This window comes from Curtobacterium sp. MCBA15_007, assembly GCF_001864905.1.
GTDB classification, from domain to species: Bacteria; Actinomycetota; Actinomycetes; order Actinomycetales; family Microbacteriaceae; genus Curtobacterium; species Curtobacterium poinsettiae.
The window spans coordinates 1-12,714 of the sequence record NZ_MJGM01000033.1 but is presented as its reverse complement, the minus strand read 5'-3'; the positions used below and the strand labels follow the sequence as shown (position 1 = coordinate 12,714).

Below are 12,714 nucleotides of genomic sequence, written 5' to 3'. Positions count from 1 at the left end.
GAGGACCGCGAGCGAGCGGTTCGCGTCGTCGATCCGCCCCTTCGAGAGGAGCCAGCGCGGCGTCTCGGGCAACTTGCGCCGGTACAGGACGACGAACAGCGCGGGGAGCGCAAGGATCACGAAGCTCCAGCGCCAGACGTGGTCGTCGCCACCGAGCGGGACGGCCAACGGGCCGAGGAGGAGCAGGAAGAGGCCGTAGGAGATGAAGTTCCCGATGCCGCCTGCACCGACGTTGATCGTGGCGATGAGTCCGCCCCGGTACCGGGTCGCGACCATCTCGGACAGCATCGCGATGCCGATCATGAACTCACCGCCGACGCCGATGCCGACGATGAAGCGGCTGACCAGCAGCATCTCGAAGTTCGGGGAGACAGCGCTCAGCAGGCCGCCCAGCGTGTAGACGAGCAGGTTCAGGCCGAGCGAGAACCGGCGGCCGTAGCGGTCGGCGAGCCAACCGGCGAGGAGCCTGCCGACCAACCCGCCGACGACGGTCGCGGTGTTGATGGTGGAGAGCTGGACGTCGCCGATCGCGAGGGAGGCCTTGATGTTGGTGGCCATGGCGCCGACGGAGTTCTGCTCGAGGGTGTCGAAGAACTCACCGGCGAGGATGAGCATGAGGACCCAGAACTGGGCTCTTGTGAACCCGATCGAGTCGAGTGCGGAGCCGACGCCTCCGGAAGGCTGGTCGGTGGTGGTGCGTGTTGGTGCGGTGGAGCGCGTTACAGCAGACATTCGTAACTCCAGCGGGGAAGAGTGAGCGGTGCACCGTGCGGTCACTCTTTTGTATACGAAAAGCTGTTTCGGGCTGGTTTCGACTTCGAGACGTTTCGTGACGTATCCGGCTCAAACCGCAGCGGATCAGACATGCGGTCGAAGTCGCCGACTGCGCGCGAACTGCGGTCGTATACGTTCTACGCGCTGAGTTCGCGGTAGATCGCTTCGTCGCGACGCAGGTGCTCGTCCATCAGCAGCCCTGCCTGAACCGATGCTCCCCGCAGGATCGCGTTCGCGACGGCGGCGTGGTCCCCGCTGCTCGCGGCGACCTCTTCACGCGTCACGCGCTCGAAGGCCCAGGCGGTCTGGTGGATCAGCTGTTCGATCATCGTCTCGAGTCGGGTGTTCCCGGACGCTCGGGCCACCAGGCCGTGGAATGCGAACCGGGGCGACTGGGCCTCGACCTCCTGGTCGGAGCGGCCCTCGTGGCCGACTGCCCGGAGCAGGGCCGCGCAGTCGCCGCCCGTCCGGTCGGCCGCGAGCTCGGCGGCCAGGACCTCGAGCCCGCGCCGGATCTGCATCAATTCGATGACGACCTCGGTTGAGGAATCCGCGACCCGGACGCCCTTGAACTTCTCGGCGACGACGAAGCCCTCGGTCTCCAGCTGTCGGAGGGCTTCGCGGACAGGGACCCGGGAGACGCCGAAACGCTCCGCGAGCACGTCTTCCTTGAGTCTCGAGCCACGTGCGAGCGAGCCGCTGATGATCTCGGCCCTGATGGCCTTGAGGACCGATGCCGGCTTGGACTCCACGGCTTGATCGTAGTTGGAGCGAGTGACGGGAATCGAACCCGCGCTACCAGCTTGGGAAGCTGGAGTTCTACCATTGAACTACACTCGCGCGCCCCGCAGAACGGGACTCGGCAAGCCTAGCGGATTCTCGCCTGGAAGCCAGCCGACCGCGCACCGTACGCCGTCTGCCGGGCGCGTGTCGTGCCTCCCGAGTCTCCGCTGTGAGGGTGCCGACTCGACGGACAGGTGTCGGACCCGTGTGTACCGTCCAGGGAGTTCCAGCCCCGAACCGAGGAGGACCCGGATGGTCAGGCATCCCCTCATCGACGACGTGGTCGGCCCGGCGATCGTGGTCGAGTCGGCCTCGCCCGTCGTGTGGCTGACCGACGCGCTCGCCTCGTTGCTCCGCCGGTCGGCGGACGCCGGGCGGACGGTCGTGCTCCGCACCGGACGGTCGGCGGCGATCACCCCGGCGCTCCGGCACGCACTCGGCGCGTACGGTGCCGCATGGGCCGTGTCCGACTTCGACGGAACGCTGCGTGACGGCCGGACCGGTGTCGCTGCCTCGGACATCGAAGACTTCGTGCACCGCGGCCCCGAACTCGTGGGCACACCGTCGCCCGAGCACCCGGTCTCGGCCGACTCGGTCCGTCAGATCAGCATCGACCTGACCCTCCGGCACCACCCCGGCCGCGCGGTCGACATGGGCTCGGCGATCGAGGCCCTGTGCCACACCGTCGGCACCTGCCCGACCCGGTGGGGCACCGCAGAACCGCTCACCGTGCCGTGGGACCGCTGGGTCGTGACGCAGTACGCGAAGCACGAGGCACCCGGCATCTCGACCTCGTACGCCGTCGGCGAGGGCTTCTCGGCGACGATGACCGCACACCTGGTCGGCGGGGTCGTCGTGGAGACGATGTCCGCCGTGCTCACCGTGCCCGAGGAGAACACCGACCCGGGCCTGGCGAACCGCATGTTCGACGCCGTGCAGCGGGTCGCCGACCAGGTCGTCCCCGTCTTCGGCGTCGTCATGCAGCGCCGCGGTGACGCCGACCACCTGGTCCGTGCCGTCTCACACGGAGAACCGTCGCCGCTCGCCGTCGTCGTCGGGCCCGAGGCCGCTGGCTTCCTGGACCGTGACGGTGTCTGGCCGCCGCCGCGCACCACGACCGCGACGTTCGCCGCCGGAACCGGCTCGTCCGGTCGCCCCGACGCCGACACCGACGGCGGCATGATCGTCCGCTTCGAGGACGGCTGGGAAGCGCTCGAGTCGTTCCTCGACCGCATCGACGAGGACCGCTTCCTGCAGCTGGTCGGCGGTGCGCCGCTCGACCCCGCCCACGACGAGGGCACACTCGACGGCCACGTCCGCGACGACCGGATGGTGGGCGGCCAGGGTGCCGCGTGACGTCACGATCCTGTGCCGGCAGCCGGTCGAGCCGCGCGAGGTCGCCGAGGCGCTCCTGCTGCACGACGAGACCTGGGGCGTCCGCGCACTCGACGACGGCCCGATGGTCCAGGTCTGCCGGGACGCCACCCACCCGGTGATCACCGTGCTGAGCGTGCGGCGCGTTGACTCCTTCGATGAGGTGGAGCGGATCCTGCCGGACGCCCCGACCCTGGCGACGCCGCTGTGGTGGGTCGACACGGTCACCCCAGCCGGCCCCGACGGGGAATCGGGGATCTCGGCCGCGCTCGAGGCCGCCATGGACCTCGACGCGGTCTGCATCGTCCACGGCGACTGAACACCCGCGGGCACCCCCGGGCGATCGGTACGGCGGGTCAGTCCCGCTTGCTCATCGCCGCCAGGCGCTCGTTGTAGGCCTTGAGGTCGGCATCGCCGTCGCGCTCGGCCTTGCGGTCGAGGCGCTTCGCGTCGCGCTTGTCCGAGCGCATCCAGTTGCGGACGACGAGCAGGGCCACGAACACCATCGGGAGCTCCGACGCACCCCAGGCGATGCCGCCGCCGGTGTGCTGGTCGTCGAGCAGTGCGGCGTCGTTGGTCTGTCCGAGCGCGTGGAACCAGTCGATCGCGAACACCGACTGCGACGTCATGACCGCGACACCGAAGAACGCGTGGAACGCCAGGGTGGCCAGGAGCGTGATGATGAGCATCGGGTACGGAGGACGCTTCGGGCCCGGGTCGACACCGACGAACACCCAGAAGAACAGGTACCCGCTCAGGACGAAGTGGACGATCATCGCGACGTGCCACTCGTGCGACTGCATCGCGGCCTGGTACGCCGGGGTGAAGTAGAACACCACGAGGGACCCGGCGAAGATGATCCCGGCGACGGCGGGCTTGCCGAGGAACTGCATCCAGCGGGAGTGCACGAAGAGCATGAGCCACTCGCGGGCGCCGCGGGAGCCGTCGTTGCGGACCGGCAGCGTGCGGAGCGCGAGCAGCACCGGGCCGCCGAGCACGAGCGGCAGCGGCACGAACATCATCAGCAGCATGTGCTGGAGCATGTGCGACGAGAAGTGGATCATGCCGTAGACCGCGGGGCCGGCCGACGTGGTCCAGATGAACAGGGCGCAGCCGATCAGCCAGGCGATGGTGCGGCCGACGGGCCAGGAGTCACCGCGCTTCCGGAGCTTGCGGACCGCCAGCAGGTACCAGACGGCTCCGACGACGGCCAGGCCGAGCCAGACCCAGTCGATGTGCCACTGCGTCAGGTAGGTCTGCGCGGTCTGCGCCGGCGGGAACGGGAAGCCGATCAGACCAGAGCGGGTGTCCTCGCCCGTCGCCGGGGTCTGCGGGATCGGCGGCTGCGACCGGGACACGGCGACCGAGACGCCGATGGCCACGGCCATGAACACGATCTCGGCCAGGGCGAACCGGGTGAACAGGCGACGGTCGAGCGGCGCACGGAGGAGTCCGGGCACGAGCTTCCGGCGCTGGACGACACCGGCGACGCCGAGCAGGACGAGGATGACCGCCTTGACCGTGATGAGCCAGCCGTAGGTCGTCGTGAGCAGGTCGAGCGGACCGGTCAGCCGGAGCGACGCGTTCACGATGCCGGAGAACGCCACGGCCCCGAAGGACCAGCCGGCGAGCGTCGAGTACCGGGCGATGACCCGGCCCGTCGCACCCTTGGTGCGCGTGCGGAGCAGGACCACGGCGACCAGGCCACCGGCCCACACGCACACCCCGACCAGGTGGATCGCGAGCGAGTTCACCGCGTTCGCGTGCTCGAGCGACCCGGCGGCGTGGCCGGACAGCGCCAGGGGGAGCAGGGCGAACAGGCCGATGACGGTGGCGAACGCCAGGGTCGTCACCCGGGTGGCGAAGGCGGCCACCACCGTGGCGATGAGGATCGCGGCCGCGGACACGACGAGGGCCTGACCGATCTCGACCTGGAACGCGAAGAGCATGAAGTTGCGCGCGAACACCGGGCTGGTGAGCGGGACGCCCAGCGTGTTCGCGCCGGTGAGGACGATGCTCACCGCCGCGGCGAGGAACCAGACGGCGCCGGTCGCTGCGGCCCACCGGGTGGCCCGGTGCTGCACGCTGGACAGCGCGCCGTGGTCCTTCTTCTGCGCGGGAAGAGCGAAGGCGGCGACGATGAGGAGCCCGATCGTGAGCGCCGCCATCGTGTCGTGCACGACGCGGGCGATCGGCAGGCCGTACTCGACGAGCTCGCCGGCGGACACCAGCTGCTGACTCGTGCTGAAGGCGCCGGTGATCGTCAGCCCGAGGAGCGAGCACGCGACGGCCAGGGGGATCGCGATGACCAGGACCGTCGCGACGGTGGACGAGCGCCCGGTGGTGGGGGCGGCGTCCGGTGCTGACCCGGTGGGCTGGGTTTCGGGTGACGTGACGGTCATGACCGTCCAATGGTAGGCGTGTCGGCTGGCAACCGGCCCCTCGGATGCGCGCTCAGACCCGCCGTTCCCAGACGCCCTCGCAACCGACGCCGACGAACCCCACGGCCTCGTTCACGTCGAGCATGTGGCGGTTCTCCTCCGCGTTGAACGTGATGATCGAGGGGTGCCCCGGATGTTCCTGCTGGACCATCTCGATCCCGACCGCCTTCAGGAGCCAGCCGAGCCGGAGCCCGCGGTGTTCCCGGACCACCAGGGTGTCGCCCTGCATCACCGGCTGGGTGCGGGGACCGGGGACCGCGAGCTGGGTGAACCCGACGAGTGACCCGGTCGACGTGTCCTCGACCACGACGGTGCGCATCGTCCGGGGTCCCTCCTCGAGGTGCTGCTCGTGCGTCCGGAGCCGCTCGAGGGTCCAGGCGTCCTCGGGCTCGGTCATGTCGCCCGACGGGGCGTCGGTGCTCATCCGGGTCAGCAGGAGCACGAGGTCCGACTGCCACCGATCGGGTGTCGGTCCTGTCCAGGTGTGCACGCGGTAGTGGTCACCCGACGCGGCGTCCGCAGCCGCACGGACGTCGGCCACCGCGGCCTCGGCGGCCGGGAGCGCGAGACGGCTGATCCGGTCGACCTGTCCGAGCCGCCAGCCTCGACGGGTCAGGAACCGGACCGCTGCCTCGTCCTCCGGCACGGCCCCGAAGCCCGTGGGCGCCTGTCGGTACCCGGGGCCGGAGGCCGGGCCGACCTGCCGTGAGACTGCGTAGGCCTTCCACTGCGTGCGTCCCTGACCCCGAGCGACGTCCTCCAGGTGCTCGGCCAGGAGCGTGCCCACGCCGCGACCTCGGTGCTCGGGTGCGACGCTGACCGCGATCCAGCAGTTCGGGGCGTCCGCAGTCGCCTTCGAGTCGTACGAACCCACTCCGACCGCGGTCCCCTCGTCGTCGCGGACCAGGAACAGTCGGCTGGGGGCATCCGGGTCGATCAGGTAGGGCAGCTGTTCCTCGGGTGTCCAGAGCAGCTCGGGCAGGTGCGTGGTCGCGACCTCGGCCCGGTTCTGCACGTCGACCCACTCGCGGAACACCGAGACGACCGCCGGGTCGTCGTCCATCGAGGCGGGGACCGTGATCTCGTCGACGGTGTACGTGGTCATCACTGCTCCGAACGCCGCCCGCCCGGGTGGTGGGCAGCCTGGCAGCATACCGGCGGGACGTGCGCTGCCGCTAGGCTTCGTCCGTGCTGCTCTCCGACCGCGACATCACCGCCCAGCTCGCCGAAGGCCGGATCGGCCTCGACCCGTACGACGCCTCGCTCGTGCAGCCGTCGAGCATCGACGTCCGGCTCGACAAGTTCTTCCGGTTGTTCGACAACCACAAGTACCCGCACATCGACCCCGCCGTGGACCAGCCCGACCTGACCCGCCTGGTCGAGACCGACCCGGACGAGGCGTTCGTGCTGCACCCCGGCGAGTTCGTCCTCGGTTCCACGTTCGAGGTCGTCACGCTGCCCGACGACATCGCCGCGCGGCTCGAGGGCAAGAGCTCGCTCGGCCGGCTCGGACTCCTGACCCACTCGACCGCGGGCTTCATCGACCCCGGGTTCTCGGGGCACGTGACGCTCGAGCTGTCGAACGTGGCGACGCTGCCGATCAAGCTGTGGCCGGGGATGAAGATCGGCCAGCTCTGCTTCTTCCAGCTGTCGAGCCCGGCCGAGAAGCCCTACGGCTCGGCCGAGTACCAGTCCCGCTACCAGGGCCAGCGCGGCCCGACCGCGTCCCGCTCGTCGCAGAACTTCCACCGCGCGGACGTCTCCGACCCCCGCTGACCCGCGCTGGTCCGCGCGGGTCCGTACCGTCCCTCGCGCCCCCGTCGATCAGACCGGCGGACGAAATGTCGCATGCTGTGTATCGTTGCAGCATGTCCGCTGAACCTCCTCGGCCTGCGACGCCGCTGTCCGCCGCCGTGCTCATCCGCGACGCCCGCGAGCGGGCCGAACTGACCCAGGTCCAGCTCGCCCGACGTGCCGGCGTCACACAGAGCGTCATCAGCACGTACGAGAACGGTCGGCGCGAACCGTCCCTCGCGGCGCTGCAGCGGATGCTCCGCGCCGCGGGCTTCACGACGAGCATCGACCTGCAGCCCGTCGAGGAACCACCGCCCCTGCGCGAGCGAGTCACCGCCGCGCGGCAGGACCTCATCGCGATCGTCGAACGGTTCGGCGGTCACCGGCCGCGGCTCTTCGGCAGCGTCGCCCGGGGCGAGGACGGCCCGGGCAGCGACGTCGACCTGATGATCGACCTCGACCCGGGGCTCGGCATCTTCGCGCTCATGCGCATCCAGGACGCCGCCGAGCGGCTCCTCGGGGTCCGCGTCGACGTCGTCGACGCGGCGGGCATGGCTCCCGAGGTCGTCCGGACCGCGGTGCCGTTGTGACCCCGCACCCGGCGGTCCGCCGGGCCGTCGGCGACCGCATCGACGACGTCATCCGGGCCTGCGAGGCGATCCGGCGCTACGTGGACGACGAGCGGCTGCCCGAGGACCTGGTGCACGATGCCGTGCGGATGCGACTGGTCGAGATCGGCGAGGCGGTGCGGATGCTCCCCGCCTGGGTCACCGCGAGCGAGCCCGGCATCCCCTGGTCGCGGGTGTCCGACCTGGGGGAACGGCTCACACGCCGGTACTTCGACACCACCCGTGCACTGGTGGTCGGCACCGCGCGGACGGATGTCCCGCACCTCGCCGACGCCGCGAGGCGGCTGCGCGCCGCCCAGCCCTGACAGCAGGTGCAGCGCGAGACGCCGGCGTCTTGCGCCGACGCCGTCATGTGCCGTGAGACGCCGCCGGATTCCGCGGCGTCTTCCCGTGACGCCGGCGTCTCGCGTCCACGGACCACCCACCGGACTGGAGGCACGGATCGCCACCTGCGCCGCGCCTCCCGGCCGCCGTGTGGTCGGCCCGCGGACGGCGCAGGACGGCCCCGTCTCGCCGAGGCGAGACGGGGCCGTCCGTGGTGCTGGGGAGATCAGCCCTTCTTGGCGAGCTCCTCGAGGGTGTCGTTGCCCTTGTAGGCCTCGACGGCGTTGTCCTTGGTGACGAGGACCGGTGCGAGCTCGATCGCGGGGACCGTCTTCACACCGTTGTAGTTGTTCGTCTTGTCCATCTTGGTGTCGGGCTTGTCGCCCTTCGACAGGGTGGAGACGAGGTCGACGGCAGCCTGGGCTTCCTTCGTGGTGTCCTTGAAGATCGTCGAGTACTGCGTGCCCTGCATGATGAGCGGGATCGACGCGGTCTCGGAGTCCTGACCGGTCACGACGGGGTTGTCCTTGCCGGCGGCCTTGGTCGCGGTGAGGATCGCACGGGCGAGGGTGTCGTTCGGCGACAGGACGCCGTCGAGCTCGGTGTCACCCGTGTAGTACTGCGCGAGCAGGTCGGTCATGCGCGACTGGGCCTTCTGCGCGAGCCAGCCCTGCGTGACGACCTTCTGGAACGTGGTCTGACCGGAGACGACCTTGATCGTGCCGTCGTCGATCTTCGGCTGGAGGACGTCCATCGCACCGTTGAAGAACACGGTGGCGTTGGCGTCGTCCGGCGAACCGGCGAAGAGCTCGACGTTGTACGGCTTGTCGCCCTTCTTCTCCTCGAGGCCCTTGAGCAGCGCCTCGGCCTGGAGCTGGCCGACCTTGAAGTTGTTGAACGCCACGTAGTAGTCGACGTTCTTCGTGTTCAGGATGTTGCGGTCCCAGGCGATGACGACGGCGCCGCGGTCCTTGGCGGACTTGACCTGCGCGGTCAGCTGCGAACCGTCGGCGGCACCGATGATGACGGCCTTGGCGCCCTTGGTGATCATGCCGGAGATCTGCGACTGCTGGTCGGGCACCGGGTTGCCGGCGTTGGCGTACTGGATGTCGGCCTTGAAGCCGGCGTCCTCGATCGACTTCTTGAACGCGGCACCAGCGAGGACCCAGTTCTGCGAGGTCTTGGCCGGCAGGGCGACGCCGATGAGGTCGCCCTTCTTGATGGTGCTGCTGCTGCCGGCGTCGTCGGACGAGCCGCGCGACGAGCAGCCGCTGAGGGCGAGGCCCGCGATGAGCGCCAGGCTGAGGCCGGCGACGATCTTCTTGCGCATGTGAGTGCTTTCTCTTCGTTGAGGAGGTGTGGGGCCGAGGCCCCGGTGTGGGGAGTTGGGACTAGGGGAGGGTCGGCTTGTCGGGCTGACCGTCGATCGACCGCGGCTGCTGGGCGGCCACCGTGTTCTCCTCGGTGTCCTTCCGCTGGAACTGCCGCATCATGCCCCCGATGAGGGACGGACGACCCTGCGACTTCGAGTAGACGTCGAAGGCGACGGCGACGAGCAGGACGAGACCGCGGATGATCTGCACCTGGTTGGACTCGAGGCCCATCAGCTGCAGGCCGTTCGACAGCAGCGCCATCACGAGACCACCGATGATCGAGCCGGAGATCGTGCCGACACCACCGGCGACCGCTGCGCCACCGACGAACACGGCGGCGATCGCGTCGAGCTCCCAGCCGGTGCCGTCCGCGGGGCCCGAGGCGCCGGAGTAGGCGACGAACACCATGCCGGCGATCGCGGCGAGGACCGACATGTTCATCATGACGAAGAAGTTGACCTTCTTCGCCGAGACGCCGGACAGGATCGCGGCGTTGGCGTTGCCACCGACGGCGTAGACCTGGCGACCGAAGATCGTGTTCTTCGTGACGAAGCCGTAGACGATGGTCAGGACCCCGAGGATGATCGCGACGATCGGGACCGAGGTGCCGACCGGACCGGCGCCGAACAGGTACGTGGCGACGAGCGTGACGGCGACCAGGATGCCGGTGCGGACGATCGAGACCCACAGCGGCGGGACCTCGGCCTGCATCTTCCGGCGGCGGGCACGGCCACGGGCCTCGATGATGATGAGCGCGAGGATCGTGACGAGCCCGATGAGCAGCGTGCCGTTGCTGTAGCCGAAGTCGGGGCCGAAGTCACCGAGGAAGCCGGCGCCGATCGGGGTGAAGTCGTTCGGCACGGGGACGGACGTCGAGTTGCCGATGATCTGGTTCACGCCACGGAAGATGAGCTGACCGGCCAGCGTCACGATGAAGGCCGGGACCTTCACGAACGCCACCCAGAAGCCCTGCCAGGCGCCGATCGCGGCACCGCAGGCCAGGCCCAGGATGATCGCGGCCCACACCGGGAAGTTCCACACGGACATCGACTGCGCCACGACGATGCCGACGACGGCCGCGACCGAACCCACCGACAGGTCGATGTGCCCCGCGATGATGACCATGACCATGCCGAGCGCCAGGATCAGGATGTAGGAGTACTGCAGGAACAGGTTGATGACGTTGGTCGGCTCGAGGATGAGCCCCTTCGTCGTGACCGCGAAGAACGCGAGCAGCACGATGAGGGCGATGATCATGCCGTACTGGCCGATCGAGTTGCCCTTGCCGAAGAGCAGTTTCAGGTTGTTCATGAGGCGGTGGCGCCCTTCCGCGCGGAGGTCATGCTGCGCATGAGCGATTCGGGATCGGCCTGGTCGGCCGGGAGGTCAGCGGTGATCTGGCCCTCGAAGATGGTGTAGATCCGGTCGGAGAGACCGAGGAGTTCGGGCAGCTCGGACGAGATGAGGATGATGCCCTTCCCCTCGGCCGCGAGCTGCTGGATGATCCCGTAGATCTCGAACTTGGCGCCCACGTCGATGCCGCGGGTGGGCTCGTCGAGGATCAGGATGTCCGGGTCGGTGAACATCCACTTGGACAGGACGACCTTCTGCTGGTTGCCACCAGAGAGCTTGCCGACGTTGTCCTCGACGCTCGGCACCTTGGTGCGGAGCATCTTGCGGTACTTCTCGGCGACCGAGTACTCCTCGAGCGAGTCGACGACACCGGCCTTCGAGATCTTCTGCAGGTCGGCGGCGACCGTCGAGCGCTTCACGGTGTCGAGCAGGTTCAGGCCGAGCGCCTTGCGGTCCTCGGAGACGTAGCCGATGCCGTTCTCGATCGCCTGCTGGACGTTCGTGACCTTGATCTCGCGGCCGTCCTTGATGATCTGGCCGTCGAGCCAGGTGCCGTAGGAGCGACCGAACAGGCTCATCGCCAGCTCGGTGCGTCCGGCGCCCATCAGGCCGGCGAAGCCGACGATCTCGCCCTTGCGGACGTGGAAGTTCGACGCCTTGCAGACCAGACGCGACGGGTCGATCGGGTGCTGCACGGTCCAGTTGCGGACCTCGAAGAAGGTCTCGCCGATCTTCGGGGTGCGGTCGGGGAAACGCGACTCGAGCGAGCGGCCGACCATGCCGCGGATGATGCGGTCCTCGTTGACGCCGTCCGCCTTGACGTTGAGCGTCTCGATGGCCTTGCCGTCACGGATGATCGTGATCTCGTCCGCGATCTGCTCGATCTCGTTGAGCTTGTGGCTGATGATGATGCTCGCGATGCCCTTGGCCTTCAGCCCGACGATCAGGTCGAGCAGGTGCTGCGAGTCGTTCTCGTTGAGCGCGGCGGTCGGCTCGTCGAGGATCAGCAGCTTGACGTCCTTGTGCAGGGCCTTCGCGATCTCGACGAGCTGCTGCTTGCCGACACCGATGTTCTTGATCTGCGTGTCCGGGTCGTCGGCCAGGCCGACGCGGGCGAGCAGGTCCTGCGCACGGAGCTGCGCGGCGGTCCAGTTGATGACGCCAGCGCGGCTCGGCTCGTTGCCCAGGAACAGGTTCTCGGTGATCGAGAGCTCCGGGACGAGCGCCAGCTCCTGGTGGATGATGACGATGCCGGCCTGCTCGGACTGCTTGATGTTCGAGAAGCGGACTTCCTCGCCCTCGTAGACGATCTCGCCGCTGTAGGTGCCGTACGGGTAGACGCCCGACAGGACCTTCATCAAGGTCGACTTGCCGGCGCCGTTCTCGCCGCAGATCGCGTGGATCTCGCCGGCGCGGACGCTGAGGGAGACGTCGGCCAGCGCCTTCACACCAGGGAACTCCTTGGTGATCGAGCGCATCTCGAGGATGGTCTCGGGTGCGGTGATCGACCGGGTCTCGAGGCCGGTGTCGATCGGGGTTGACGCCACAGTGCATCTCCTTCTGCCGCTTCGGTGCGGCAGTGTGTTCGGGTGGTTCTGCTGCGGCAGCGAAAGCACAGGGGGCCTGTGTGGACTTCGTTGTCGCGTCCGGATCCGGCGCGGTGTGACGCTCATGTGAACGGTCACATCGGCTGGACGGAGGCAATTTACGCACAGCCTCGGTGCGGCTGTCAATTCGGATTGGTCGCGTTTTCGTAACGGCGTGCGTGATCCGGAGGGAACGTCCCCCGGGCTGGGGCCAGGGGCCTCCGGAGCACGCGTTCGTTGCGTGGATCCGCATGCTGCGGACGGGAGGCGCGTGGCGGCGCCG

12 protein-coding genes and 1 tRNA gene are annotated in these 12,714 nt (G+C 68.9%); 5 read left to right on the top strand and 8 right to left on the bottom strand.

Features of this window, described 5'->3' with window-relative positions:
• From BIU95_RS12640 to BIU95_RS12630, 3 genes are all read right to left on the bottom strand, one after another.
• Positions 1-732: MFS transporter (locus BIU95_RS12640; protein WP_254783357.1), on the bottom strand; the 732-nt coding region annotated here is incomplete at its 3' end.
• A 179-nt stretch (positions 733-911) separates the two neighbouring features.
• On the bottom strand, positions 912-1,526 hold the full coding sequence (locus BIU95_RS12635) for a GntR family transcriptional regulator (RefSeq protein ID WP_052481746.1): 615 nt from the start codon (positions 1,524-1,526) through the stop codon (positions 912-914).
• Positions 1,527-1,540: 14 nt separating this feature from the next.
• Positions 1,541-1,614: transfer RNA gene (locus tag BIU95_RS12630), tRNA-Gly, on the bottom strand.
• A gap of 195 nt (positions 1,615-1,809) precedes the next feature.
• On the opposite strand from BIU95_RS12630, the gene BIU95_RS12625 reads away from it, so the two are divergent.
• Both BIU95_RS12625 and BIU95_RS12620 read left to right on the top strand, forming a co-directional pair.
• Complete coding sequence (locus BIU95_RS12625; protein WP_017886435.1) at positions 1,810-2,913, top strand: DUF6177 family protein; 1,104 nt, start codon at positions 1,810-1,812, stop codon at positions 2,911-2,913.
• Positions 2,903-3,250, top strand: a complete 348-nt coding sequence (locus BIU95_RS12620) for a hypothetical protein (RefSeq protein WP_017886434.1) — start codon at positions 2,903-2,905, stop codon at positions 3,248-3,250. The genes BIU95_RS12625 and BIU95_RS12620 overlap by 11 nt, the downstream gene beginning before the upstream one ends.
• 37 nt (positions 3,251-3,287) lie before the next feature.
• Here BIU95_RS12620 and BIU95_RS12615 read toward each other — a convergent pair whose 3' ends face one another.
• Both BIU95_RS12615 and BIU95_RS12610 read right to left on the bottom strand, forming a co-directional pair.
• On the bottom strand, positions 3,288-5,333 hold the full coding sequence (locus BIU95_RS12615; protein ID WP_071251835.1) for a cytochrome c oxidase assembly protein: 2,046 nt from the start codon (positions 5,331-5,333) through the stop codon (positions 3,288-3,290).
• Positions 5,334-5,385: 52 nt separating this feature from the next.
• Positions 5,386-6,477 carry a GNAT family N-acetyltransferase gene (locus BIU95_RS12610; protein WP_071251834.1) on the bottom strand — a complete coding sequence of 364 codons (1,092 nt, stop codon included), beginning with the start codon at positions 6,475-6,477 and terminating at the stop codon, positions 5,386-5,388.
• Positions 6,478-6,560: 83 nt separating this feature from the next.
• Between BIU95_RS12610 and dcd the strand changes: the two genes are divergently transcribed.
• The 3 genes from dcd to BIU95_RS12595 all read left to right on the top strand — a co-directional run bounded on the left by dcd (position 6,561) and on the right by BIU95_RS12595 (position 8,100).
• A complete protein-coding gene (dcd, locus tag BIU95_RS12605; protein ID WP_056069652.1) occupies positions 6,561-7,148 on the top strand; it encodes a dCTP deaminase in 588 nt (195 codons plus the stop codon).
• A 92-nt stretch (positions 7,149-7,240) separates the two neighbouring features.
• A complete protein-coding gene (locus BIU95_RS12600) occupies positions 7,241-7,756 on the top strand; it encodes a helix-turn-helix domain-containing protein (protein WP_071251833.1) in 516 nt (171 codons plus the stop codon).
• Positions 7,753-8,100, top strand: coding sequence for a DUF86 domain-containing protein (locus BIU95_RS12595; RefSeq protein ID WP_071251832.1), 348 nt, complete (start codon positions 7,753-7,755; stop codon positions 8,098-8,100). The genes BIU95_RS12600 and BIU95_RS12595 overlap by 4 nt, the downstream gene beginning before the upstream one ends.
• 245 nt (positions 8,101-8,345) lie before the next feature.
• Here BIU95_RS12595 and BIU95_RS12590 read toward each other — a convergent pair whose 3' ends face one another.
• The 3 genes from BIU95_RS12590 to mmsA all read right to left on the bottom strand — a co-directional run bounded on the left by BIU95_RS12590 (position 8,346) and on the right by mmsA (position 12,323).
• Entirely contained in the window at positions 8,346-9,449 is a 1,104-nt protein-coding gene (locus BIU95_RS12590) for a sugar-binding protein (protein WP_017886428.1), read from the bottom strand.
• Between the two features lie 61 nt (positions 9,450-9,510).
• On the bottom strand, positions 9,511-10,803 hold the full coding sequence (gene mmsB, locus BIU95_RS12585; protein WP_017886427.1) for a multiple monosaccharide ABC transporter permease: 1,293 nt from the start codon (positions 10,801-10,803) through the stop codon (positions 9,511-9,513).
• Entirely contained in the window at positions 10,800-12,323 is a 1,524-nt protein-coding gene (mmsA, locus tag BIU95_RS12580; protein ID WP_042538695.1) for a multiple monosaccharide ABC transporter ATP-binding protein, read from the bottom strand. Before mmsA ends, mmsB begins: the two co-directional genes overlap by 4 nt.
• Positions 12,324-12,714 lie beyond the last annotated feature (391 nt).